Below are 24,077 nucleotides of genomic sequence, written 5' to 3' on the forward strand. Positions count from 1 at the left end.
TAGATTATTCTATTAAAGTGAACTTAGAAACGTTTGAAGGCAGCTATTTTAAAATGTATATGCTTGTCCTATTTAATTTTAGCAGAACAATATACAAATTCGGTTTTTAATTCTAAAATTTTTATCAGAATGCTTCCCATTACTAGAAAAAATTCAGAGAAATCTGGAGCTTTTTTTATATATGTATTATTGTAGAATAATTTTTCCTTTGCGAGCGGAACGACAGCACCAGCCTTTTGATACTTTAAGCCAATTTTTGATTAAAATTTCAATTCTAAAGAAAATACTTTTATTCGTATATTTGTTTATTTTGTCATTCTCAAAAAAAACATCAAACAGATATACGTAGTAATTTTTTAATGGATCAACTAATCAGCTTCTTTGTTGCGGGAACAACTTTATTATTTGCATTTTTAATCTTTGCAAATGTCAATCAAGTAAACAATACCGTTAATCGATGGTTTGGATCTTTTATTTTATGCATATTCCTTATTCAGTTTAATGATTTATTAGAAAAAACTGAGTTTTTGAAAACACGGATGCCCATAAATGATTTTTTGGGATTGACAGATTATATAGTAGCTCCGGTTTTTTATTTTACAGTTGCTTATTTTGTTGAACCCAACAGAAAATGGAGGCCGAAAGATAATTTGCATTTTGCATTTGCTTTTATAATGCTATTATTAATTTTAGTTTCAGTCCTCATTGATGTAAAGCAACCTTCGACTGATGCCGATAAAAAAAATGCTGTTATAATCATTACTGCTTTTAATTTAATTTTTTGTTTTCAGGTTATTACTTATGCTATTAAAGCGTACAGAGAAATCACTGCTTATCAAAAAAAATTGTTCCTGTACAGTTCTAACATGGATTCTATCAACTTAAAGTGGCTGCAGAAAGTAGTAATATGCGTGTTGATAATTGCTGGTCTTTGGTTAATTGATATCTTTTTTAAATTAGCAAAAACGAGTGTTTTATTTGACCATTTTGCCAGTCTGGTTTATCTTGTCTGCATCTTTTTTATGGCGTATTTTTCTTTAAAACAAAAAGAAATTATACCGCTTAACAAAGAAGAAAAAAAAGAAATTGACGTCCTTATAAATGAAACTTATGAATTGAAAAGCAATCATAAAAAATTGATTTCTGAGGATGAATTAAAAGAGATGAAATCTAATTTAATTCAGATAATGGATCATAAAAAACCTTTTTTAGATCCAGAGTTAAGCTTGTTTAAATTGGCTTCACAATTGAATATTTCAACTCATCTGCTATCTTACATAATAAATAAGGGCTGTAATGAGAATTTTTATCAATTTATTAATACGTATCGAATCGAGGAAGCAAAAAAAATGATTCAGGATCCTAATCTGGAGCATTTGAGTTTAATGGGAATTGCTTTTGAAGTTGGTTTTAATTCTAAAACAGTCTTTAATACTACTTTTAAGAAACATACTAATCAAACTCCCTCTGAATTTAAAAAAGCAATCCTAACTGTGGTATGATTTTTTGTAACAGGAAATTTTTAGTTGTTTTAAATAGGTTCTGATTCATAAATCAGAACTTTTTGATGGTAAATAATACTAATATTTGTATCGATTTTACTTTCAAAAAAAACTAAAAAACTAAAAATCACAAATGAACTTAAGAAAAACACCTCGAAAATCAAAGCTACACAAAGCTATTGTTGTCAGATTATTATGTCTCTTAACTTTTATAATTTATGCACTCTTTTTTGTCTCCTGCTCAGATGATGATGAAAAAATTCCTGAGGAATATCCGGGAACTGTAATCGATTTAGGAACACATAAACTGATGACCTATACTGTATCAAAAAAATCAAAATATTTAGTTGTTTTTGAATCTGGTCATGGAAATGATCATACGTCCTGGTACAGCACTGGAAAATCTTCAGAGATTTTATACATATCTAATTTTTTAGATTCAGACGTTTTATTATATGATAGAGCTGGTTATGGAAAATCAGAATCTAACACTGAACCTAGAAATATCAATAAATTAAGGAGTGAGCTTGAAAAGGTTATAGATAAATTTGCAAACGGCAGAAAAGTAGTGCTTGTAGGACATTCATTAGGAGGATTGATTATTAGAGACTTTGCTATAAAAAATCCTGAAAAAGTTGCCGGTTTAGTATTTGTTGATGCTTCTCACGAAAAATACAACCATTTTTCGCAGAGTCAGATAGACTCGTTTTATACTACTTTTAAAGCAGATTATGGTCAAAATTCAGGAATAGCATTAGAAACTCTACAATTAATAGAAGACTTTATATATATGGAAGGACTGCCTAATTTGCCCGACGTTCCAGTAATCGCTATAACGAGTATGAAAATTGATGCCGAACATGATTCAGCCGATAGACAGTTATGGTACGACGCTCACGAATCACTTAAGGCAGGAGTAAAAGATTTTACACATATAAAAACAATAAAGTCCGGACATTTTATTCAACTTGATGAGCCTATGCTTGTTTTAGGCAACATCAGGCTATTGTTATCAAAACTACCTTAAGATCACCTTTTTATATCAAATCCTTAGCCACTGAATCTTATTACTCAGCCCGAATAGGATAAAAAAAATAGAAGTGAGTTAAAAAATAAAACTTGACCTAGTTCTTTTTCTTAAACAACTATATGATAAAATCAGTTGCTTTTAAAATTACTTTAGTTATTGGGATTTTAGGATAAGAAATCTAAAACGTAAATACAATAATCTATATAATAATCTTCAATTAATTGGTTAGATATTTCGATAACAGACAATCACACAGCTTTCTATGAGAAAAATTAGGAGATCGGGGTATAAAAATAAATAAGTAATAAAAGTAACTTTAATCGAAATCTCTTTTATTTTTGCCAAATGTTAGAAATTCTTTACCAGGACGAATATATTATTGCAATTAATAAACCGAGCGGATTGTTGGTTCACAAATCATTTTATGCGCGCGATGCAAAAGTGTATGCTATTCAAGAATTGAGAAATCAAATTGGGCAACACGTTTATCCTATTCATCGGTTAGACCGAAAAACTTCCGGGGTATTGTTATTTGCGTTGGACAAAGAAGTTTTAAAAATTATGAATGATCGTTTTGCCACACGCGAAGTCGAAAAAAAATATTTAGCCATTTTACGTGGTTGGTCACCCGAAGAACTAACGATTGATTACGATTTAACCAATGACGACGACATTACACAAAATGCAATAACCTACTTTCATCGTTTGCAAAATGTCGAAATTGCATTAGAATTTAACAATAAACCAACGTCACGATATTGTTTGATAGAAGCGATTCCTGAAACTGGACGCATGCATCAATTACGAAAACATTTCAAACATATTTTTCATCCCATTTTAGGAAGTCGTCCACATGGTTGTAACAAACAAAATAAATTATGGTTGGAGAATTATGAGCTAAAAGGAATGATGCTTCATGCCCATCAGTTAGTTTTTAATCATCCAATAAAAAATGAGCAACTAATCTTGAATGCAAAGATTAATGAAGAGTTTAGCAGAGTAGGTACTATTCTTAATCTAGATTTGAGTAAGTATCAATAGAATACGAATTTGTAAATTACTGTTGAATTTTGAAATTTAAGATGCACATGCTAAAAGATTATAATAATCCTCAAAAAACTGGTTTGCTATTTGAATGCCTCCCACACAAAAAAAGCTTTAGAGGAATCTGAAGCTTTTTTTGTAAAATATTTTCAAAAACCACTTTTGACAGTTTCTAATTTAGAATAACAAGGAAAGGAAGTTATGTTTTAAAGCATATTAAGTCGCTTCATAAGTTCAGGTCTATTAGACCTGCTTACTGGTATTACATCTTTTGCTATTAAAACACTGTTATCTTCGATATCAATAATTTTTTTTATGTTTATAATATACGTTCGATGTACTTTTAAAAAAGAAGATGTGGGAAGTTTATCTTCTATTTTTTTTAATGTAGAATGTACCGTGTAATTTTTGTCCTCCGTTTTTATCAGAATGTAATCTCCTTTGGCTTCAATTACATTTATAGATGCCATATTTATTTTTATAAGTCTTCGGTCTATATTTATATAAAACTCGGTGGCTGTATCATTTGGCAGTACAGGCTGAGCATCTGATGTCTCTGTATAAGAAGGGAGTGTGTGTTTTTTTGCTTCAATTTTATTTATTGCTTTCAAAAAGCGTTCTTCGGTTATTGGTTTTACCAAATAATCAACAATACACTTATATTCGAAAGCTTCGATAGCAAAATTTCTGTCTGAGGTTATGAGGATAACTAAAGGCGGATTTTTAATGGTTTGAATAAAGTCAAAACCTGTAAAACCAGGCATATGAATATCTAAAAAAATAACGTCTACTAGAGTCGTACTTTGGTTAAGAAACTTTAAAGCTTCGACAGCATTTTGAAATTCTTCTATAAAATTTAAAACAGGGTGCTTAATAATCATCTGACCAATAATAGCCCTTGCCATTTCTTCATCATCTATTACAATACAATTCATATAGTTAAGATTATAATGAATCAACAAAATCCTGCATTGTACTAAGTATTTTATTAAACTCTACTTTTAACTCTGCATTACTGTCTGCTGATTGATTTTTTAGGTTACGTTCAAACTCTTCAGTAAGATAATAACTTTTTTCCATTCCCATTATACCAATTTTATGTTTAATCTTATGAATAATTTGAGCAGCTTCTGTAAAATAGCCTTTTTCAATTTGATCATAATATTCCTTTACTTCTTTTGGCAGTTCCTTTTTAAGGGTATTAATGATTTTACCTCTAAAAGCATCATCATTTCCCGAAAGATTATTAATATAGTTAAGATTTGGCTTTTCCATTAATATCGAGAGTAAAGAAAAATGTGGTTCCTTTATTTAAAGCACTTTCGACCCAGATTTTCCCGTTATAAAATTGAACAATTTTTTTTACTATTGAGAGCCCTATTCCTGAAGATGTATCCGAATTGTCTAGCTTAGTAAAGATATTGAAAATTTTATCAAGATAAGCGGCCTCTATACCCATTCCATTATCTTTTACATAAAATTCTAACAAATTATCGCTATTCAATCCGTATCCTATTTCTATAACTCCTTTATCTTTATCATTATATTTAATAGCATTGTTAATTAAATTTTCAAAAAGTTGCTTAAATCTATAATAGTGACCATAGATCTGAGGCAGTTTGTTATCTACTTTTATTTCAAAATTTTCAGGAAGCAAGGACGTTCTGATTATTTCATCTAAGAGCACATTAAAATCAACAATTCTATTTTCGGATTGGAGTTTATCAATTGATGAATAATCTAAAATTCCCTTTATTAGGAGATCCATTTTTTCGACATTCAGTAAAATAAGGTTTAATGAATCTAAGTTATCGGGACTAAGTTTTTCTTTATTGTCTGTAATAAACCATTCTATAAGCGTATTTATACTTCTGAGCGGGGCTTTTAAATCATGTGAAACTGCGTGTGCATAATCACTAAGTTCTTGATTTTGCAGTTCCAGGTTTTTAAGGAGTTCTTCACGCTGCTTATTAATTTTAATTATCTCCTCAGATTGCTGTTTTATATAATCGGTTGCATTAAATTTTTGATCAGAATAGTCATTTACATCAAGATTCATTGAGCTTAATATAAATTCCAGATTCTTATTTACATCTGTAAGACTCCGAGCTTCTTCCCGCAATTTTTCATTTGCTTCAAATAACTCATCAGAACTTAATTTCATTGCTCTTTGCAACAATGCACTTTGTTCATCATAGTTTATATATGAATTATTTATCGCATTCAAGAAATTCTCTAATCCTTCAGGAATAGTACCCCCCAAGTGTTTTGCTATTTGTCTTTCTAGTAATGAGTTCATTATTCGCTAACGAGTGTTAAGGTCATTGTCTGATTGTGTAATTGGCAAATTCTGCTTCCAAAAAACGGTGCCATTTCTCCGTATGAATAAAAGCCAGTTAAAATTGTTTTGCTGTCTAAAACCGATTTTACCTCTTCTAGTTCTTCTTCTACCCGCTGATCCATTACAATTTTTCGTCCCACACAGCTTATCAGAATAGCTAAGCTTGGTTTTGTTTTTCGGTTTCGCATAGCATCTTGAGCGGCTAAATTGGCTCCATTGGCAATGCCATCTACCGATGCCATCATCAACTGTACTTTTGAGTTTAGCGGTACATCTCCAGCAAGAATCATTGATTGATTTTCATTGTCAATATTGAGTATCGTTCTTACCAGCGCATCCTCTTTTCCGGGAGGTGTTACATTTAATGGATATAAAAGCGATGCTTGCGGAAGTTCATTGGCCTTTTCTCCCAGATATTTTTTATATAGTTCTAATGCTGGATGTCCATCTATCTCGTACAAAATATTTCCCTCAGAACGGGTAATAATTCTTTCTGGACCAAACGGCTGCCATCCTCCATAACTGGCAAAACTAATTTCTAATGTTTCACCATAAAAACCAATCAATACGACTTCACCTTCTTTTGGATTTTCATTATAAGAAGCAAGGGTTTTTTCAAATTTCGCATCATCTCCGCACATGCCCCCTGTTATTGAAACACTTGAATCAATAGCATCTTCCAGCCCATTTATCAAAGCACTGCCGTTAATAAAGCTTCCTTCGGAGAGTACAAAAAGATGTTTCAGGTTCTCTTTTGGCATACTTGAATACAGACTTTTCCCAAGAGCAACAGCATCTTTATCATAGTCTAAAATATTACCTGTTTTGATTATGAAACTGCTTTTTTCGAATTCGATAGCAGTTACTGCCGCAGAATTATCCAAAACATTTGTATCAGCAATTTCACCAGATGTAGAACCATAAATAATATGCTCATAAGGGAATTCTTTTTTAATCTCTTTTAAAAAAGCTTCATCTTCCAGCAGTAATCTGTTTGCAAATACCAGTACTAATGGGTTCTTCAAAGCAATTTTATCCGTAAGATAATTCCAAGTAAGATTCTCTTTTTTAAAAGCCTGCACTATTTTCATAACTTTATTTATTTAGCTGTACATAAAATACGGTACCATTACCTAATTCACTTTCTATCCAAATTTTTCCTTTATAATAATCTACTACCTTTTTGACTATAGACAAGCCCAGACCCGTTGATTTTTCACTGCTTGCAAGCGACTGAAATGTTCTGAAGATCTTTTCAAAGTGTTCTTCAGCAATACCAGGTCCATTGTCTTTTACAGAGAAAATATAATGTGATTCGTATTCGTCTGCATTTACTTCAACCAAACCTTGAGGTTTGTCACTGTAGCTTACCGCATTACCAATTAAATTTTGAAACAATTGCTGTATACGAAACTTGTCAGCAACAATGACAGGCATCTTATCCGATATTACTATTTTTACATTCTTTGGAATATCAATAGTATTTACAATATTCTCCACAACCCCCATAGTGTCGACAGGCTGTGTAATTTCAGAATCTTCATTATCTATTTTAGAATACGTTAATATTCCTTGTATGAGCCGGTCCATCTTTTCAATTTTACCTTCTATCATATCCAGATATTGCAGAGACTGTTCTTTTAAATTGGCTCCGTCCTCTTCTTTTATCCAATAAATTAATGAGTTTATACTTCTTAGCGGTGATTTAAGATCGTGTGAAACAATTTGGGCATATTCTTCGAGGTCATTATTGCTTTTTTCTAAGCTGGCTAAAAGGTGTTCTTTTTGATCTTCAAGCATTTTTCGTGCGGTGACATCTTCTTGAATAGCAAAAAAACAAGAGATTTCCCCCCATTTATTGTACAATGCCTGACCTTGAATTTTTACCCAATATTTTTTTCCTGTTTTAGAATAATTAATTATTTCACAACTAAATGGTTCTCCCTTTTTTATTTGCTCACTTAAATAAATTACTGTCTCAGGATTACTCTCTTCGCCTTGTAATAATTTCCCAGGTTTCAATCCAATAAGTTCTTCTACTTCATATCCAGACATGGCTACAAAACTTGAATTAACCCATTCCAACCTCCCTTCGTTATCACAAATTACAACTGCATTTATATTTTTTTCGGCAATAAGCGATAATAAAAACAATTGTTCCTCTTTCTCTTTTTCTTCAGTCATGTCTTCAATGACAGCAAAATATTGCAAGAGTTCACCATTTTCACTATAAACAGGCTGTCCTTTTGTCCGTGACCAAAAAAAAGTTCCGTCTTTTCGTCCATGAGAGATTTCTATATCAAAAGATTCTCCTCTAAGAAAAAGATAGGTCATTTTTTTTACAGCATCTTTATTAGTATTAGAAGTTATGCCAACCTCAATAGGATTTTTACCAATAATGTCTTCTTTTGTAAATCCTGTTACTTTATGATACGATTCATTACACCAAAATATTTTACCAGCAGCATCAGTAAAAACGATTGCATTTTTATTAGCACTTGCGACTAACGAAAGCCTGTTAAGTTCTTCGCCATCTTTATTAAGCGCTTCTCTTTGTTGGTTATGAATTTCGAGTAATTCGTTAAGTTTTTGATTTTTTGATTCTTGCGTTTTTAGTATTTGCAGCAAATCAAACTGAGGATCAAAATTAGCAAAGTCAGATATGCTAAGGTTGTTTTTTTTAACATCTTCTACGGATGTTAACCACGGTGATCCGATAAATAAAAAATAATTATCTATAGCAACAAATTGCCCTCTAATTAAGGAATCCTTATTTATTATACATTCTAAAACTACCAGCTGATTTAAATTTTCTGATATTGTTTTCGCATCTATCTGTTCCATAAATGGCCTTTTGGATGCGAAATAATCCAAAAAATTAGCTTGTTGTTTTATCGAAGGGAAAACTTTTCCCAAGCTTTTCCCATAAGAAGAAATGATCATTTGCTGATCAAGCAAAATGTAAAAAGGGAAAATTTCATTAAACCTCTCAGTAGTAAAATTAATTGAATCCATAGATTACCAGCTTAGTTTAAACACATCTTCAAATTTGTTTAACTGTCTAGATACAACATGCTCAATTACTACTCTACTTCCTAACGCGGTTAGTAGTTGGTTAAAATACCCTTTTAGTATTCTTTCATTTTCGGGGTACTTGTGTAATAATGCAACATTAAAAAATATCATTTACAACAGTAACTTTAAATTCAGAAGAAGTTAATTTGGGGGAAATCAACAACATCCACTTATGAAAGCTAGGTAAATTTAGTAAATAATCTTTTAAATTACTATTTCTTGGATCAATAATAAACAGATATTTCTCACGAGTAACTTTTATTATGTATACTTCAAGATTAGAAAGGAATCTATCTACTGTAAAATTGGAAAGGTTTGATAATTTTTGTGGTAGTTCAAATTTTATGAAATCACTATTGGGATATTAACTCATTTGTACTCCAATATTGAATCATTTTTTCTATTTTATCTACATAGTCCTCATATTTTAGCGGTTTGAGCATGTAGCCAGCAATACCAATTCTGTAAAATGCTAAAAGATCTTTATGGTTATTAGAAGTAGTCAGGACGATAGCCGGTATATACTTTAACACATCATCAGCTTTGAGAATACTTAAAAACTCTATCCCGTTAATTTTAGGCATATTTAGATCCAGAACAATTATATCTGGAATGATTACTTTATTTTCAAGTATTGAAAGTGCTTCTTCGCCATTATTGGCTTCTATTATTTTATGTACTTGCTCTAGGTTTTTTAAAACTTTATTAAATTTCATAACCTCAATAGCATCGTCTTCTATTAATAATATATTTAATGACTTTGACATATAGTTTAGTGTATATAAAAATGAATTGCTCAAATTTAGTTATAGCTTGATTATAAAAATGCTAATCTTCGATAAGCGGTATAAAACTGTAGATGGATGGTAACTATTGATCGTTAAACCGAAATGTTAAAATCACCAAATCAACTCTTTAGACCTTTTGAAATCAATTATCTATAATAGATAGGAACATAGACCTTCATAAACCGACTTAATAACTGTGAATACATGCAAGGCAAAATAAAGAACTGATTATGCTGTTTAACGATTCTTAAAGTCCATTCATCTACAGTAATTGACTAGTTATCTAAAATTGAAAATAACATACTAAAAAGAGATAGATATTTGTACGGTAATAATTGCATTGGCCTCCGACTTTACAATTATATTCCAAAAACAATTTTAGTTAATTTGAAAAGCTCCTCACCACAGGGAGCTTTTTTTATTTAGTTATATGAGGTCGAATTTTCATAGTTAGTGCTTGTTACAATTCTACATTTGAATTCGCAGGCACTTTTTTTACATCAATTCCTCAAGATCTTATAAAAAAATCTAAAAGTGAATTGAATACGTATATCAAACTTTATAGCGATACGAATACTGTTCGATAACCGGTACATCTAAAGTAAATTACCATTGGTCGACACACCAAGTTCAATAGCCTAAAAAACAAAATAATAAATGTTTATAAAAATACATTTGTATCAGATTTAACGCTAAAACACAGTATTATGAAAATCTTAATTGTTGATGATCAGGAGTTAGTATTTCAGTCATTAGAAAAGTTTTTAATAGATCATGGTTATGACTTTACAAATGTATATACCGTAACTGATGTGGTAAAAATTTTAAATACTTCTAAACCAAACCCCATAACTACAGACACAAATATACCTGCAGAGGCTACAAAAAATCAGTCTAAAAAAGAAGACAAAACTTTTAAAAAGAGAAAATAATACAGCCGCTTAAAAATACACCCCCCCAAATTTATCAATCTTAATACCTAAAAAAAATGAACAATTCAGATTTAAAAATATTAATAGCAGAAGACGATACACTAATAGCTAAAATTTTTGAGTACATCCTAAAAAAAGAAGGATATCAAGTAACATGCTGTAAAGATGGTCTGAGTGCCATAGAAAAAATTCCAGTATTCATGCCTGACTTGATCATTACAGATATTATGCTTCCTTTTCGCTCAGGATTAGAAATCATTGGCTTTTCAAAAGAGTATTTTGAAAACATTCCAATAATAGTAGTTTCTGCTTTAGGTGAAGAAGAAATCACAGTTCTAAAAGCTTTTAGCTTGGGAGCAGATGATTTTGTATCTAAACCTTTCAACCCAAATGAATTACTAGTTAGAATAAAACGTTCATTTGCTGCTGCTAAATTCCATTTGAGACCAGAATACGCTGAAACAGAAAACATTAGCGCTTGAATGCATAAAGTCTAATTGTACTAATCTATTTTTTAGCCTTTAAAACACTGATTAGATTTACAGTATAACTATTTTTTATTTCTATTGAGAAAGTAAAAACGGGTAATTTCCCCCAGGTTACTGCCTAATAATTTTACATCATAAAGATATTTGTTATTCTCTAAATAAAAATAAATCTACAGCTACCCTATTCCCAATAAATCCATTTATCATATACTTCATACCAAAAAAATACTGATTCTTTTTTGCTACTCAAAAATAATATCGTAATATTGCAATATAAAAATATTCAAAAATGGGAGCGACAAAGACAGAACACTTTACAGATGCGCAAAATCAAATAGCAACAATTGCTAAAGCTTTAGGACATCCTGCAAGAATTGCAATCATTGAATATTTATTAAAAGTAAACGAATGTATTTGTGGAGACATTGTAAATGAACTTCCGCTTGCACAACCTACGGTTTCACAACATTTGAAAGAACTAAAAAACGCCGGTATTATTAAGGGAAACATCACAGGTAATGCTATCTGCTATTGTATAGACGAAAAAACAATAGACATTTTAAATACTTATTTCACAACAATCACTCAAACTATAACAAAGTCAAAATGCTGCTAGGTTTGAATTACGAATTAACAATTATGAATTACGCTACTCCTAAATATTTCACTAAATAAAAGGTATCGATAAATTATTTAAAACATTTTTTTATCCTACATAATCGCAATATTGCATTTAACAAATAAACTTAATTGCCATGAAATTATCTGAAGTAAAAGAAATTTTACCAACACTAGAAAATGTTGCATTTCAATTAGAAAATAGAACTTTTGTTCCCGAGCATTTCCACGTAACCGAAGTGGGAATGATAACAAAAAACTTTATAGATTGCGGTGGTGTCATTCGAAATGAAAAGGTGGTAAACTTTCAACTTTGGGATGCCAACGATTTTGATCATCGCCTAAAGCCAAATAAATTATTGCATATCATTCAACTTTCAGAAAATAAATTAGGAATCGAAGATTCTGAAATTGAAGTGGAATATCAAAGTGATACTATTGGGAAATATGATTTAAGTTTTGATGGAAAATCCTTTATTCTAAAAAACAAAAGAACAGCTTGCTTAGCACAAGAAGCTTGCGGAGTACCAAATGAAAAACAAAAAATTAAACTTTCAGAAATAAGTACCGAAGCGTGTTGCTCTCCAGAGGGGAAATGTTGCTAATACCCAAAACTTAGAAAAACCTAAAATGATCACAACGAAATCAATTTTATTTCCAGAGATACAAAAGACAATTGAGGATTTTAAAATCACAGCAATTACAGCAGAACGAAAAGCAATTCTACAACCGCTTGTCGAATTCATTCAGACGAAAGTAAATGAGCAAAAAGAAATCAGGCTTAATCTAATTTGCACCCACAATTCCAGAAGAAGTCATTTATCGCAAGTTTGGGCACAAACGGCATCGGCTTATTTCGGTATAAAAAATGTTTTTTGTTATTCGGGCGGAACTGAAGCAACTGCTCTATTTCCAGTTGTTGCAAAAACTTTGGAAAATCAAGGCTTCAAAATCAAAACAATTTCAGAAACTAATAATCCTATTTATGCTATCAAATATGCTGAAAACGAACATCCAATTATTGGTTTTTCTAAAAAGTATGATGATCCTTTTAATCCCAAAAGTGAATTTGCTGCAATCATGACTTGTTCACAAGCCGATGGTGGCTGTCCGTTTATAGAAGGAGCCCAAATGAGAATTCCAATAACTTTTGAGGACCCAAAAGCTTTTGATAACACACCTCAACAAGCCGAAAAATACAAGGAACGCAGTTTACAAATTGCAACAGAAATATTTTATGTCTTTTCACAAATCAAACAATAAGTATGTCTGCAAATAATTGTACTCCTACATTAGAAAGAAAAAAATTAGGATTCCTTGACCGATTTCTAACACTTTGGATATTCCTTGCGATGGCAATAGGTGTTGCTATTGGTTACTTCATTCCGTCAAGCGGTGGTTTTATCAATTCATTTTCAAGCGGAACAACCAACATTCCTTTGGCCATTGGATTAATTCTAATGATGTATCCTCCATTAGCAAAAGTAAAATATGAGCAAATGGGAGAAGTCTTTAGAAACACTAAAATTCTTGGTGCTTCTCTATTTCTAAATTGGATAATTGGTCCTTTATTAATGTTTGCATTAGCCTTATTATTTCTAAATGGGTATCCCGAATACATGATTGGATTAATTCTAATTGGTTTAGCGCGTTGTATTGCAATGGTTGTTGTATGGAACGATTTAGCCGATGGGAACCGGGAATACGGTGCAGGACTAATCGCTTTAAATAGTATTTTTCAAGTATTATTTTACAGTGTTTATGCTTACTTATTTATTACTGTGTTACCTCCCTATTTTGGATACAAAGGTTTTGAAGTCAATATTAGCATCGGTCAAATAGCAGAAAGTGTTGGTGTTTATTTAGGTATTCCGTTTGCGTTGGGCATTATTAGTAGATTTGCATTAATCAAACTTAAAGGAGAAGAATGGTTTCAAAACAAATACGTTCCTATAATTTCTCCAATAACCTTAATCGCATTACTTTTTACCATACTACTAATGTTTAGTCTTAAGGGTGAACTGATAGTACAAATTCCTATGGATGTGGTAAGAATTGCGATTCCATTGGTAATTTATTTTATCGTAATGTTTGTAGTTAGTTTTTTCGTTGGGAAATATTTTGGAGCGGATTATTCTAAATCAACAGCAATTGCATTTACGGCAACAGGGAATAACTTTGAATTAGCAATCGCAGTTTCTATAGGTGTTTTTGGCATCAACAGCGGGCAAGCTTTTGCTGGTGTAATTGGTCCTCTGGTTGAAGTTCCTGCATTAATAGCTTTAGTTAATGTTGCGTTTTGGTTTAGAAAAAAATATTATACCGTTAAATAAAATAAGACATTTAAAATCTTTTGCAATATCACCAACCAATAAAAAAAGCTTCAGATAAATCTGAGGCTTTTTTTATGCATCATTTTAATTCAGATTATTACAGATAAAATAATATTTACAATTTTCCCATTGCGTGGCTAGTATTCCTCAGTAATGTTTTGACATTTCGATTTATTAGTTTTTATAAAAGCAACAGTATTTTTTTAGACAAACATATTTTAAACATTAAAAAAACCTACAGATTTGTCATGAAATCAAATTTTAATCTATTACGATTCATATAACACTACTAAAAAAAAGGAGCAATCCTTTAAGTAATTTCATAAGTTATCGTATTTTTATGCTAATATCAAGTCACTATTTCACCCCGAAATTCCACCATTCATTGATTCGAAACCCTTGACAGAGAAAATAAAACATTTTGAATTTAAAAAACATTATTACCTTTATGCTCGAAAAAGAAGAAGTAAGACTACAACATTTGAATAATATTAAATTCAATACCTTCTAATTAACATCTAAAATGAATGGTAAGAAATAATTTAGCAGCTATTACCGCTGTAGGTGGTTATGTACCAAGTACTATCCTTGATAACTATCAAATTGAAAAAATGGTTGATACTTCTAACGAATGGATACTATCAAGAACTGGAATAAAAGAAAGACGCATATTGAAGGATCCAGAAAAAGCTACTTCCTATATGGCAGTCGAAGCGATCCAAGACCTTTTAAAAAACTCTGGAATCGATCCCTCGGAGATTGATTGTTTGGTATTGGCAACCTCAACACCAGACAAAATGCTAGCACCTACTGCACCTACTGTATGTGAAAAAGCAGGACTTGTAAATGCATGGGGATTTGATCTTAACGCCGCTTGTAGCGGCTTTTTATATGCGTTATCTACAGCAGCGTCTTTGATAGAATCTGGCAGACACAAAAAGGTAATCGTTGTGGGTGTAGATACTATGAGTAGAATTATAGATTATACAGACCGAAACACTTGTATTCTATTTGGAGATGGCGCAGGAGCAGTATTACTGGAACCTTCTCAAAATAGTGGCTTAAAGGATTTTTTACTAAAAACGGACGGAAAAGGTTCTGAATTTCTTTCTATTGCAGGAGGAGGTTCTCTTAATCCTTTTAGTAAAGACACACTAGAAAAAGGTGACCATTATGTAAAACAAGATGGTAAAACAGTATTCAAAAATGCCATCGCAGCTATGACAGCCACTAGCGAAGAATTACTTAATCGCAATAATTTGGATGTAGCCGATATCAATTGGGTAGTTCCTCATCAGGCAAATCTTCGCATCATAAATGCTGTTGCCAATAATCTAAAAGTACCAATGGAAAAAGTATTGGTCAATATTGACCGTTTTGGAAACACGACGGCTGCAACAATACCGCTGTGCTTATGGGATTTTCAAAAAAAATTCAAAACTGGTGACAAATTATTACTTACTGCTTTTGGTGCAGGATTTACTTTTGGAAGCTGTTATCTTGTTTGGGGTAAATAAATCTAATTTACAAAACATCAAAAAAAACAGTCAAAAGCTTTTAGAATTAAAAGCTGTTGACTGTTTTTTTCAACTATATCTTTCTCTTTTTTACTTCTGGAAATATTCAAAAATAATGTTTCTGTAAAATGATAGAATTAGGTTCTGATGTATCTAATAACTTTAATCTTTACTTTATTTAGTATTGATAAATCGTATGCTTTAAAATTTTAAAGATAAATGCAACTATTTAGATACGACTTGACCCATTGTCTCTATTATCAAAAAAACGAATTGGTTTTCTACTCATCGGATTAAAAACGAGTGGTCTTAAAGCTTCATCGGTAGTTAATTCTATTTTGGGAGTCACACGTAATTTAGCTCTAAAATGATCCTTTAATTCTTGTAAAAAATTTGAAGTTGGATTATTAACCGCAATTTTTATCAAAATTTCATCAGTCCCTAAATCATTAGAAGTAATTTCAATAATATAATTTTCAATTGCTTCAAAATCATTCAGAATATCATTCATTGCTGGCGGGTACAATGTGGTCCCTTTGTATTTTATCATTTGTTGTTTTCTTCCAATTACAGGGCCTACACGCAATGTATTTCGCCCACATTGGCATGGCTCTTTATGAAGCTGAACAATATCGCCTGTTTTGAAACGGACTAAAGGCATGGCTTCGATTCCTAAAGTGGTAAATGTTAACTCGCCGGATTCACCATTTTGAACAGGTTTATTATTATCATCCAATACTTCAACAATAATTAGTTCCGGATGATGATGCCCTCCTACTCCATGGCTACATTCGGTAAAAGCTGTACTCATTTCAGTTGAAGCATAAGTAGAGAACAATTTGATATTCCATTTATCGGTTATCTTTTGGGACAAAGCATTGTTACTGAAATCTTGATTTCGAACAGACTCCCCAATACAAATAGCTCCTTTTACACTAGAATTATTAATATCAATGTTATGTTGCTCGGCATATTCAATCATTTTAAGCAAAAAAGAAGGAACGGTAATTAAATAGCTTGGCGAGTATTTTAAAATAGAATCCCATTGTAATTCTGGAATTCCTGCCCCAACACGAATAACACCCACTTTCATTTTTCGAAGTCCTAAAAAATAGGCCAAACCAGCCATAAAACGACGATCTATAGTGGTCATTAATTGCACAACATTACCTTCTTTTATTCCCGCGCAATCAAATGAAATTGCTTCATTGTATGCCAAACGATCCAAATCACTATCTGTTAATCCAAAAGTAACTGGATCACCTAAAGTACCCGAAGTAGTAGCATAATCTATAATTTTATTCCTTGGAACGCATAAAAAATCATTATTATACTTTTGTAAATCTTCCTTTGTAGTAACGGGTAATAAGCCTAGATCTTCAATAGTTTTTATACTAGTAATATCGATATTATTTTTAGCAAAAAAAGAACTGTAAAAGGGCGAATTGGCATTTACATAAGCGAGCAGTTCTTTTAACTTCTCTTCCTGAAACAATTTTATTTCGGCTATAGTCGCAATTTCTATCTTTGGAATCATTATCCTTTTCTTTTACCTTTTTTAAACAATTGTTTCTCTTTTCGTAATACTCTATTTATTCTAAACCAACACTTTCATTAATTTTGTTGACTAAATACTCTTTCCCTAAAATTTCCGAACAAGTCACAACAGCTCCAATTGTAACGCCTAAAACTCCGTGCATATTGACACTTTGACCTGTCAAATAGAGATTTTCTAACTTCGTTTTGGAAGGAATAAATGTTTTCATAGGATTGCTAGAATCCTTATCATAACCATACATATTACCATTGTGTCCTCCTATATAATCCCGATAAGACAAGGGTGTAGAAGTGTGTACAGAACGAATACAATCTTTAATACCAGGAAACTTGAGCTCTATTAATTCTAAAAATCGATTGGTTTTACGCTCTTTAAAAACTTCATAACTTTCGCCTCTATCATTTTCTTCGGCTATGGTATTAAATGAATCCTGCCAGGGAGCCACATCGGCGTATTTCATATAGGTAATAAAAGTCATTCCTTCGGCCCAGCCATCATCTTTATTGGAGACACCCATAGAAGACATAAAGGCTTTTGGCCAATTTTCTTCAGTATAGTCTTGAGCTTCCCATACTTCACTGCTTTCTTTAAAATGGTAATAATTTTTATTTAAATATTTAAAAGTCTTTGGCTTAAAAACAATATATAAGCTAAACGCAGAAATCCCTCCTTCTAAGCTGGAAACTCTGTTTACAAAAGCTTTCCTAAAATGCTCTTCACCTACCAGTTTCAAGGTTACTTTTGGATCTATATTCGAAATAAAATATTTTCCAGAAACACTTGTACCATCTTTCATCTTGGCAGTAGTTATTGTTTTATTTTCAACAACTAACTGAACAACTTCTCTATATTTAGAAACAACACCGCCATATTTTTTGAGTTCTTTTAATAATAATTTAGTGATTTGACCACCACCATTTATACAACGCCAAGAGCTTTGCATATAGGTATTAACAGTCAATGCGTGCACGTAAAAAGGTGATTTTGCTCCACTTCCTGCATATAAAAAATTACTTCCTGCAAAAACAGCCTGTAGCATTTTATTATCTGTTATTTTCTCAATAAATTCTTTTGCATTTACAGATAAAATATCATTATCATATCGTCCTGCTGCACTTACATTATAAAGCGGAAAGGTATTGCAGGTGCTAATAATCGCTTCACAATATTTGTTTATGGCTTCTCTTTCTTCAGGGAAAAATTTCACCAATTGATTTACAAAATTTTTATATCCTTGAGCATGTGGAAATTCTTTATTCACATCTCCAAAAGAAATCATATCGTGTCCATCCTCATCTAATTTTTTGAGTTTCAAACCATCCATAATTCCAATGTATTTGAAATATTTATAGAGATTTTGACCCTCACTCAATCCTCCGATGTAATGAATCCCAGTATCGAAAACTGTTTTATCTCGAACAAAGGTCTGCAGATTACCTCCAAATTGATTATTCTTTTCGAGCACACAAACACTATAACCTTCTTTGGCTAGAATAATAGACGAAACCAATCCGCCTAATCCACTTCCGATTATAACAACATCATAGTGCTTTTTCATTCTATCACTTTTTTTGCAATAATCATTTTTTCAGCTTCAAACTCTATTTCAAAACCCAATGACATGATTATCCCCTTTGATTTTTTATCATTTAATACAATTATGGTGGTTGCCAAATTACAAACCTCTTCCAAATTATTTACATTTTCTTCATCCGAAATCAATACTACATCATATTTCTTATGAATATCTATTTCATTTTGATTCAAATAATTAATTTTTCTTTTCTTAAAGATATAATTACTTTGGGCGATAACTTTCTTCTCGTCTAAAACAATTACAGCATCAATTTTTCTTTGTGGTTCTTGCAAAGCCAATAAGGCATCCAATTGTCCATAATCATTTCCAAAATGAAGTATTTTGGCTTTAGAATCAATCCACTTATTTAAATTATGATATAGTTCTAAATGTTGTTCTAGATCCACTTTTATTGTATTCAAAACCTCAATCTCTTTGAAAGCATAACTATTAATAAGCTTAGCTTTAAAATAATCAACACCTTCTAAATCTAAACGCATCTTTTTATATTCTAGTTTAAAGAAGCTGCTAATCTTTTTAGTTCTTTCGGCGACTGTATTACCAAAAGAGATATCATCATATTGAATTCTATCCAAAATTGTCACCGTAGTTTTTCCACCATTAATAACAAAATCACTTTTAGGTAAAACTTCGGAATATCCGTGAATAATTACTGGAATAATATCCAATTGCAATTGCTCTGCCAAATAAAAAGCTCCTTTATGAAAACGTTTTATAACATTATCCACAGAACGTGTCCCCTCAGGAAAAACCACAATAGAATACCCTTCCTGCACTTTGGAACGCAAATGTTCAATACCATTGTCAATACCGCTGGAGACTGGGTAGAATCCTGCTAAACGAACTCCTTTTCCTAAAACAGGCGAATTATAAACCCAATCGCTAACCAAAAAGATGATTTTAGGACTGAGCATTCCAATCGCCAAAATATCAAGAAACGAACTATGATTGGCAATAATTATGGCAGGTTTCTCAAAGGTTTCATTCGAGATATTAACTATTTTTTGTTTTATGGAAGGATAGCTCATCAAAACTGAATGCTGAAATTTGGACATCACAAAATGAAATCCTCTTAGTTTTGATTGTTTTGAAAAAGGCAAAATTATCATCAAAAGGGTGCCTCCCAATGAGAGTACTATAGATCCTAATCCAAAGTAAGTAAACGAAAGAACCGAATGTACTAATCGCTTAATTTCATAAGGCGCTTTCCCTTTTTTTACTCTATTGGTGACAAAAAAATGAAAAACCAACGGTTGCAAAATAAATGTAATCATTAGTGCTGAAAATATTCCGATAATAGCAATTAATGATATCGATTTTAGGGCTGGATGTTTGGCAAAAATAAGTACCCCAATTCCTAAAATTGTTGTGGCTACCGAGAGTATAATTGAAGTTCTATAACTTGGTAATTCTATTTTCTCAAAAGTATATTCCTTTTGCAAAGCCGAAGTCATAAAGATGCTATAATCGACTCCTATTCCAAAAATCAACGTGCAAACTATGATATTGACCACATTAAATTGTATTCCGAACAATCCCATCATTCCTGTGGTAAAAATCCAACTTATACATATCGGAATGATACTTATAATTGCCAATTCAATTTTTCTAAAAGCAAATAAAAGAACAAAAAACACGGCAATAAAAGAATAATTGACAAGATCTTCAAAATTCATTTTCAGTGTTTCCTGAAATGTTTCATTGGTTTGTTGTCTATCAATTACAATCAAATTTGGCTGTTTTTTTATTTGATTTACAAACACATCTCTTTTTTCTTTCGGAACTTTTACCAAGGTAGAAATAGTAAAAAAATCATTTTTTTGAGCAGCAAATTCATCAAGAAAAAAAGCTTTTACTTTGAAATATTCATCAATAGCTATTGGTTTAAATTTTTTATCAAGTAATTCATAAAAGCCTGAAAAAGCATCAGATTTAAAACCATACCGATTTCCTTCGCTAATTAAATTTTGATGCAGATTTATTTTTTTATGTGAACTCCAAAATTTATTCCAATCTTCAATCTTTTTCTTTTGCACTTCTGAAGAAAAAACAATACCACCAATAGAACTGAAATTTAAAATCCCCTTATAAGATTTGCCTTTTTCTAAAGTTTTGAAAAGGAGATTATTATTGGCTACAACTTGATCATAACTTTTCCCATAAGTCGCCAAATAAATAGATTGTGTACCATCATTATTCGCTATTTTATCTAATTTATTTTCATCCAGTTTCAATTGTGGAGTCATAAAATTTAAAGCCGAAAGATCATTATTAAAAGTAACTTTTGAATACGTAAAAAGAGAAACCACTATTAATACTAGCGTGAAACTTATCAAAAATTTATTTTTATGATACGAATACCCCCCTAGTTTGTCAATTACATTTGGTTGTTGAACAAGAGCTTTAGAATTAAATTTATACAAAACCGGTATTAAAACCAATGAAAAAAAAGTAGTAGAAACTACACTCAATCCTGCAAAAATACCTAAATCTTGCAATGCTTCAGACTTAATAAAAAACAGACATAAAAAGGTAATAGATGTTGTTACACCACAAAGCAATAAAGATTTTGTAATGTCTTTATAAAGCAACTTTACATTCTTGTTGTTCCTTAAATGCGTTAAAACATAAATCGAATAATCAGTAGTTTCGCCCAATAAAATAGAACTTATACCTAACGAAATAGCCGAAATAGTTCCTTTACAGAAATACAAAACAGTCAATGCAAATAAAGCACCAAGCAAAGACGGAATAAAAATGATTATTGGAGTTGTGATACTTCTGTAAAAAAAGGCAAGGATTAAAATCAAAGTAACTCCCGCAAAGATTGAAGTATTTTGCACATCGGCTTTGATTTGTGTGGCATTGGCAACAGCAACAGGAGTTGCACCAAAATAAGACATCTCGACTTTACCTCTGAATTGGTGATTTAGATTCTTTTTTATTTTCTCTAAACTACTAATAAAAAGTGTATTCTGATCCGTTTCGTTGGTCGCCAATTTTGGAGTTATAAAAAGCAATAAATTCTTCCTGTCTTTGGTCAATATAAATCCGTTTTGCAATGCAAAATCATCACCAACACTAAGCTGTTCCATTTTCTTTAAAGCAATAAACGAAATACCAAGTGGGTCACGAAGAATAAAATCTTTGGAAACCAATCCTGCAGGAGAAATTATCGATTTATAATCAGACGCTATACTATTAACAATACTGTCTTTATGTAATTTATGCAGGATCTGTTCGTAATCCTTTTGATCCAAAAAGAGAGGTAGATTATTATATATGAAATCAAAAGTTTCCTGAATATTTTCCTCTTCAATCTTACCTTGAACTTTGGCTACAAAAGGTTTGCAATTGGAATCTAAACTATCTAAAAAAACATTGGCATACTCGGTCAAATTCTCAGAGGAACCCCATTCTTTAGTAGAAATAATAATAGTTATTTTATCTACAAAATTAACCTGATCTAATACTTTTGAAGTAATTCCAGATTGATCATTAGAAGGAATTAATTGATTTATATTTTCCTGAAAAGAGATTCTTGAAGCAAAGAATCCTAGAAACAAAACTATAGCAATTGCAATCCCCAATGAAAGGAATTTTCTAGTAGTGATGAAGGAATATAAATCGAAAAAAAGCTTTTGCATTTAGCTATTTTTTATGTTTTAAATTATCTGCTAAATGAAATAGCAAATAACTAGTAAGACCAAATAAAAGAGCCATAAAAGTCGCTAAAATAAAACTTCCAACAAGATATTGAGTAATGTTTTTTTGAATATCAGCAAACGTCATATTTGCACTCAAAATCAAAGGTTTATCATTAGTTACAAAATAGCTTCCTATTTTGAGTGAACCATAAATAACAAATGGAATAAATGGAGGAAAACTTATATTAGAAAAGGCAAAAGCAATAACTTTATTCAGCTTTAACAAAACAGCTAAAAACAGCACCAAAATGGTTTGAAATCCCCAAAAAGGACAAATCCCAATAAAAATACCTAATGCAATTGAAGAGGCTTTACATATATTAGAATCCTCACTGTGCAAAACATTCTCTAAGAAAAATTGTTTAGGTCCTTTTTTTTTAAGTTTTCTAAAAAAATCTCTTGGCTTAATATAAAGCAGAGTAATAATAACCAAAACCGTATTAAGAATACTAATTCGGGTAAAATCTTTGAAAGGTCTAAAATGAGAAACCCGTTCTTTCGGGTCATACAAAACCTGAATCGGAATGTTTTTTACCGAAATTTCTTTCCAAGCCGAACGTACAATAACTTCGATTTCGAACTCAAATTTAGTAGTAAAATAATAAACTGGTATTCTTTGCAAAGGATACAATCTAAAACCAGATTGCGTGTCTTCGAGCTTATTGCCTGTTTCAAACCAAAACCAAAAATTTGAAAATTTATTTCCAAAACTACTCTTTTTGGGAACATTCTCCTGAACCATATTACGGCTTCCAATCAAGAGTGCATCAGGATTTGTTTCCAAAGCGTTTAAAAAACTAGGAATATCAGATGCAAAATGTTGGCCATCAGAATCAATTGTAATGGCATAATCATAGCTTAACTCTAGAGCCTTTTTAAAACCATTACGAAGCGCTGTCCCTTTTCCTGAATTCTTTGGATGGTGAATTTGAATCAAGTTCGGATAAGTCGAAAGAATTTGTGCTGTACTATCTGTAGAACCATCGTTAACAATAATAATATTTGAAGTACACAATAAAACCGAATCAATGACCCGCTTCAAAGTATTATGATTATTATAAGTGGGTATAATAACACAAACTTTATATTGATTCATACGTGCTGTTTCCGAAAAACTAGTACTCATATTTTTATTGGGACAAATTAAAATTATTGATGCTTTTTAATTACACTTTTCTGTAAACACAGCTTAATTTTAAAGCTATAGTTTCATCAAAATAGCTGACATTTTTAACCTTAACCAAATTGTCCTCCGTTGTAATTACATCCAATTCCAAAAGTAATTCTGGGTTTACAAATGGATTAATCAATGCCGTAAATTTTACATTAGTCAAAGATTCCATAAACAAAGTATTGCCAGTGATTTGTTCTGTCAGTTCTTTGATAATCTGCATCATACAAACACCTGGCATCGTAGGATTCCCTGGAAAATGTCCTTTAAAAATTTCATGCTTTTCATTGATTCTAATTTGGGCACTATATTTAGAATCGGCAGTATTTTCCAATGCCTTTATGGTATAAAAATCTTTTAATAGCATAGCTTTATT

The 24,077-nt window shown here is 31.3% G+C and carries 21 protein-coding genes; 10 read left to right on the plus strand and 11 right to left on the minus strand.

What is annotated here, in order from left to right; all coding sequences use genetic code 11:
• Positions 1 to 359 precede the first annotated feature (359 nt).
• From CLU82_RS04835 to CLU82_RS04845, 3 genes are all read left to right on the plus strand, one after another.
• Positions 360 to 1,502, plus strand: a complete 1,143-nt coding sequence (locus CLU82_RS04835) for an AraC family transcriptional regulator (RefSeq protein ID WP_100842021.1) — start codon at positions 360 to 362, stop codon at positions 1,500 to 1,502.
• Between the two features lie 133 nt (positions 1,503 to 1,635).
• Entirely contained in the window at positions 1,636 to 2,529 is an 894-nt protein-coding gene (locus CLU82_RS04840) for an alpha/beta fold hydrolase (protein ID WP_100842022.1), read from the plus strand.
• Between the two features lie 348 nt (positions 2,530 to 2,877).
• Positions 2,878 to 3,573: a pseudouridine synthase gene (locus CLU82_RS04845; RefSeq protein ID WP_100842023.1), complete on the plus strand. Its 696-nt coding sequence runs from the start codon at positions 2,878 to 2,880 to the stop codon at positions 3,571 to 3,573.
• A gap of 209 nt (positions 3,574 to 3,782) precedes the next feature.
• On the opposite strand, the gene CLU82_RS04850 is transcribed toward CLU82_RS04845, so the two are convergent.
• The 6 genes from CLU82_RS04850 to CLU82_RS04875 form a co-directional block, all read right to left on the minus strand.
• The gene (locus CLU82_RS04850) at positions 3,783 to 4,511 is read right to left on the minus strand and encodes a LytTR family DNA-binding domain-containing protein (protein WP_100842024.1); all 729 of its coding nucleotides are present in this window, start codon (positions 4,509 to 4,511) and stop codon (positions 3,783 to 3,785) included.
• Between the two features lie 10 nt (positions 4,512 to 4,521).
• Positions 4,522 to 4,851 carry an Hpt domain-containing protein gene (locus CLU82_RS04855; protein WP_100842025.1) on the minus strand — a complete coding sequence of 110 codons (330 nt, stop codon included), beginning with the start codon at positions 4,849 to 4,851 and terminating at the stop codon, positions 4,522 to 4,524.
• Positions 4,832 to 5,875 (minus strand): ATP-binding protein, encoded by a 1,044-nt coding sequence (locus CLU82_RS04860; protein WP_100842026.1) that lies wholly within the window; start codon positions 5,873 to 5,875, stop codon positions 4,832 to 4,834. The genes CLU82_RS04855 and CLU82_RS04860 overlap by 20 nt, the downstream gene beginning before the upstream one ends.
• Positions 5,875 to 7,008: an FIST signal transduction protein gene (locus CLU82_RS04865; RefSeq protein ID WP_100842027.1), complete on the minus strand. Its 1,134-nt coding sequence runs from the start codon at positions 7,006 to 7,008 to the stop codon at positions 5,875 to 5,877. Before CLU82_RS04865 ends, CLU82_RS04860 begins: the two co-directional genes overlap by 1 nt.
• 4 nt (positions 7,009 to 7,012) lie before the next feature.
• On the minus strand, positions 7,013 to 8,932 hold the full coding sequence (locus tag CLU82_RS04870; RefSeq protein ID WP_100842028.1) for a PAS domain S-box protein: 1,920 nt from the start codon (positions 8,930 to 8,932) through the stop codon (positions 7,013 to 7,015).
• A gap of 413 nt (positions 8,933 to 9,345) precedes the next feature.
• A complete protein-coding gene (locus tag CLU82_RS04875) occupies positions 9,346 to 9,759 on the minus strand; it encodes a response regulator (RefSeq protein ID WP_100842029.1) in 414 nt (137 codons plus the stop codon).
• A 728-nt stretch (positions 9,760 to 10,487) separates the two neighbouring features.
• Between CLU82_RS04875 and CLU82_RS20690 the strand changes: the two genes are divergently transcribed.
• The 7 genes from CLU82_RS20690 to CLU82_RS04910 all read left to right on the plus strand — a co-directional run bounded on the left by CLU82_RS20690 (position 10,488) and on the right by CLU82_RS04910 (position 15,668).
• Positions 10,488 to 10,712 carry a response regulator gene (locus CLU82_RS20690; protein WP_157813322.1) on the plus strand — a complete coding sequence of 75 codons (225 nt, stop codon included), beginning with the start codon at positions 10,488 to 10,490 and terminating at the stop codon, positions 10,710 to 10,712.
• A gap of 56 nt (positions 10,713 to 10,768) precedes the next feature.
• Positions 10,769 to 11,194: a response regulator transcription factor gene (locus CLU82_RS04885; protein ID WP_100842030.1), complete on the plus strand. Its 426-nt coding sequence runs from the start codon at positions 10,769 to 10,771 to the stop codon at positions 11,192 to 11,194.
• A 295-nt stretch (positions 11,195 to 11,489) separates the two neighbouring features.
• A complete protein-coding gene (locus tag CLU82_RS04890; protein WP_100842031.1) occupies positions 11,490 to 11,816 on the plus strand; it encodes a helix-turn-helix transcriptional regulator in 327 nt (108 codons plus the stop codon).
• Positions 11,817 to 11,955: 139 nt separating this feature from the next.
• A complete protein-coding gene (locus tag CLU82_RS04895; RefSeq protein ID WP_100842032.1) occupies positions 11,956 to 12,423 on the plus strand; it encodes a DUF6428 family protein in 468 nt (155 codons plus the stop codon).
• Between the two features lie 25 nt (positions 12,424 to 12,448).
• Positions 12,449 to 13,081 (plus strand): low molecular weight phosphatase family protein, encoded by a 633-nt coding sequence (locus tag CLU82_RS04900; RefSeq protein WP_198520189.1) that lies wholly within the window; start codon positions 12,449 to 12,451, stop codon positions 13,079 to 13,081.
• A 2-nt stretch (positions 13,082 to 13,083) separates the two neighbouring features.
• On the plus strand, positions 13,084 to 14,151 hold the full coding sequence (arsB, locus tag CLU82_RS04905) for an ACR3 family arsenite efflux transporter (RefSeq protein ID WP_100842033.1): 1,068 nt from the start codon (positions 13,084 to 13,086) through the stop codon (positions 14,149 to 14,151).
• Between the two features lie 527 nt (positions 14,152 to 14,678).
• On the plus strand, positions 14,679 to 15,668 hold the full coding sequence (locus CLU82_RS04910; RefSeq protein ID WP_100842034.1) for a beta-ketoacyl-ACP synthase III: 990 nt from the start codon (positions 14,679 to 14,681) through the stop codon (positions 15,666 to 15,668).
• Between the two features lie 229 nt (positions 15,669 to 15,897).
• On the opposite strand, the gene CLU82_RS04915 is transcribed toward CLU82_RS04910, so the two are convergent.
• From CLU82_RS04915 to CLU82_RS04935, 5 genes are read right to left on the minus strand one after another with little or no spacing between them, the layout of a single operon-like run.
• Entirely contained in the window at positions 15,898 to 17,205 is a 1,308-nt protein-coding gene (locus tag CLU82_RS04915; protein WP_100842035.1) for an AMP-binding protein, read from the minus strand.
• 55 nt (positions 17,206 to 17,260) lie between these two features.
• On the minus strand, positions 17,261 to 18,784 hold the full coding sequence (locus CLU82_RS04920) for an NAD(P)/FAD-dependent oxidoreductase (protein ID WP_100842036.1): 1,524 nt from the start codon (positions 18,782 to 18,784) through the stop codon (positions 17,261 to 17,263).
• Positions 18,781 to 22,470, minus strand: coding sequence for an MMPL family transporter (locus tag CLU82_RS04925; protein ID WP_100842037.1), 3,690 nt, complete (start codon positions 22,468 to 22,470; stop codon positions 18,781 to 18,783). Before CLU82_RS04925 ends, CLU82_RS04920 begins: the two co-directional genes overlap by 4 nt.
• A 4-nt stretch (positions 22,471 to 22,474) precedes the next feature.
• On the minus strand, positions 22,475 to 23,656 hold the full coding sequence (locus CLU82_RS04930) for a DUF2062 domain-containing protein (RefSeq protein ID WP_100842038.1): 1,182 nt from the start codon (positions 23,654 to 23,656) through the stop codon (positions 22,475 to 22,477).
• 40 nt (positions 23,657 to 23,696) lie between these two features.
• On the minus strand, positions 23,697 to 24,068 hold the full coding sequence (locus CLU82_RS04935) for a 3-hydroxyacyl-ACP dehydratase (protein WP_100842039.1): 372 nt from the start codon (positions 24,066 to 24,068) through the stop codon (positions 23,697 to 23,699).
• Between the last annotated feature and the right edge of the window lie 9 nt (positions 24,069 to 24,077).

Origin of the sequence: Flavobacterium sp. 5, assembly GCF_002813295.1 — a bacterium.
Classification (GTDB): Bacteria; Bacteroidota; Bacteroidia; order Flavobacteriales; family Flavobacteriaceae; genus Flavobacterium.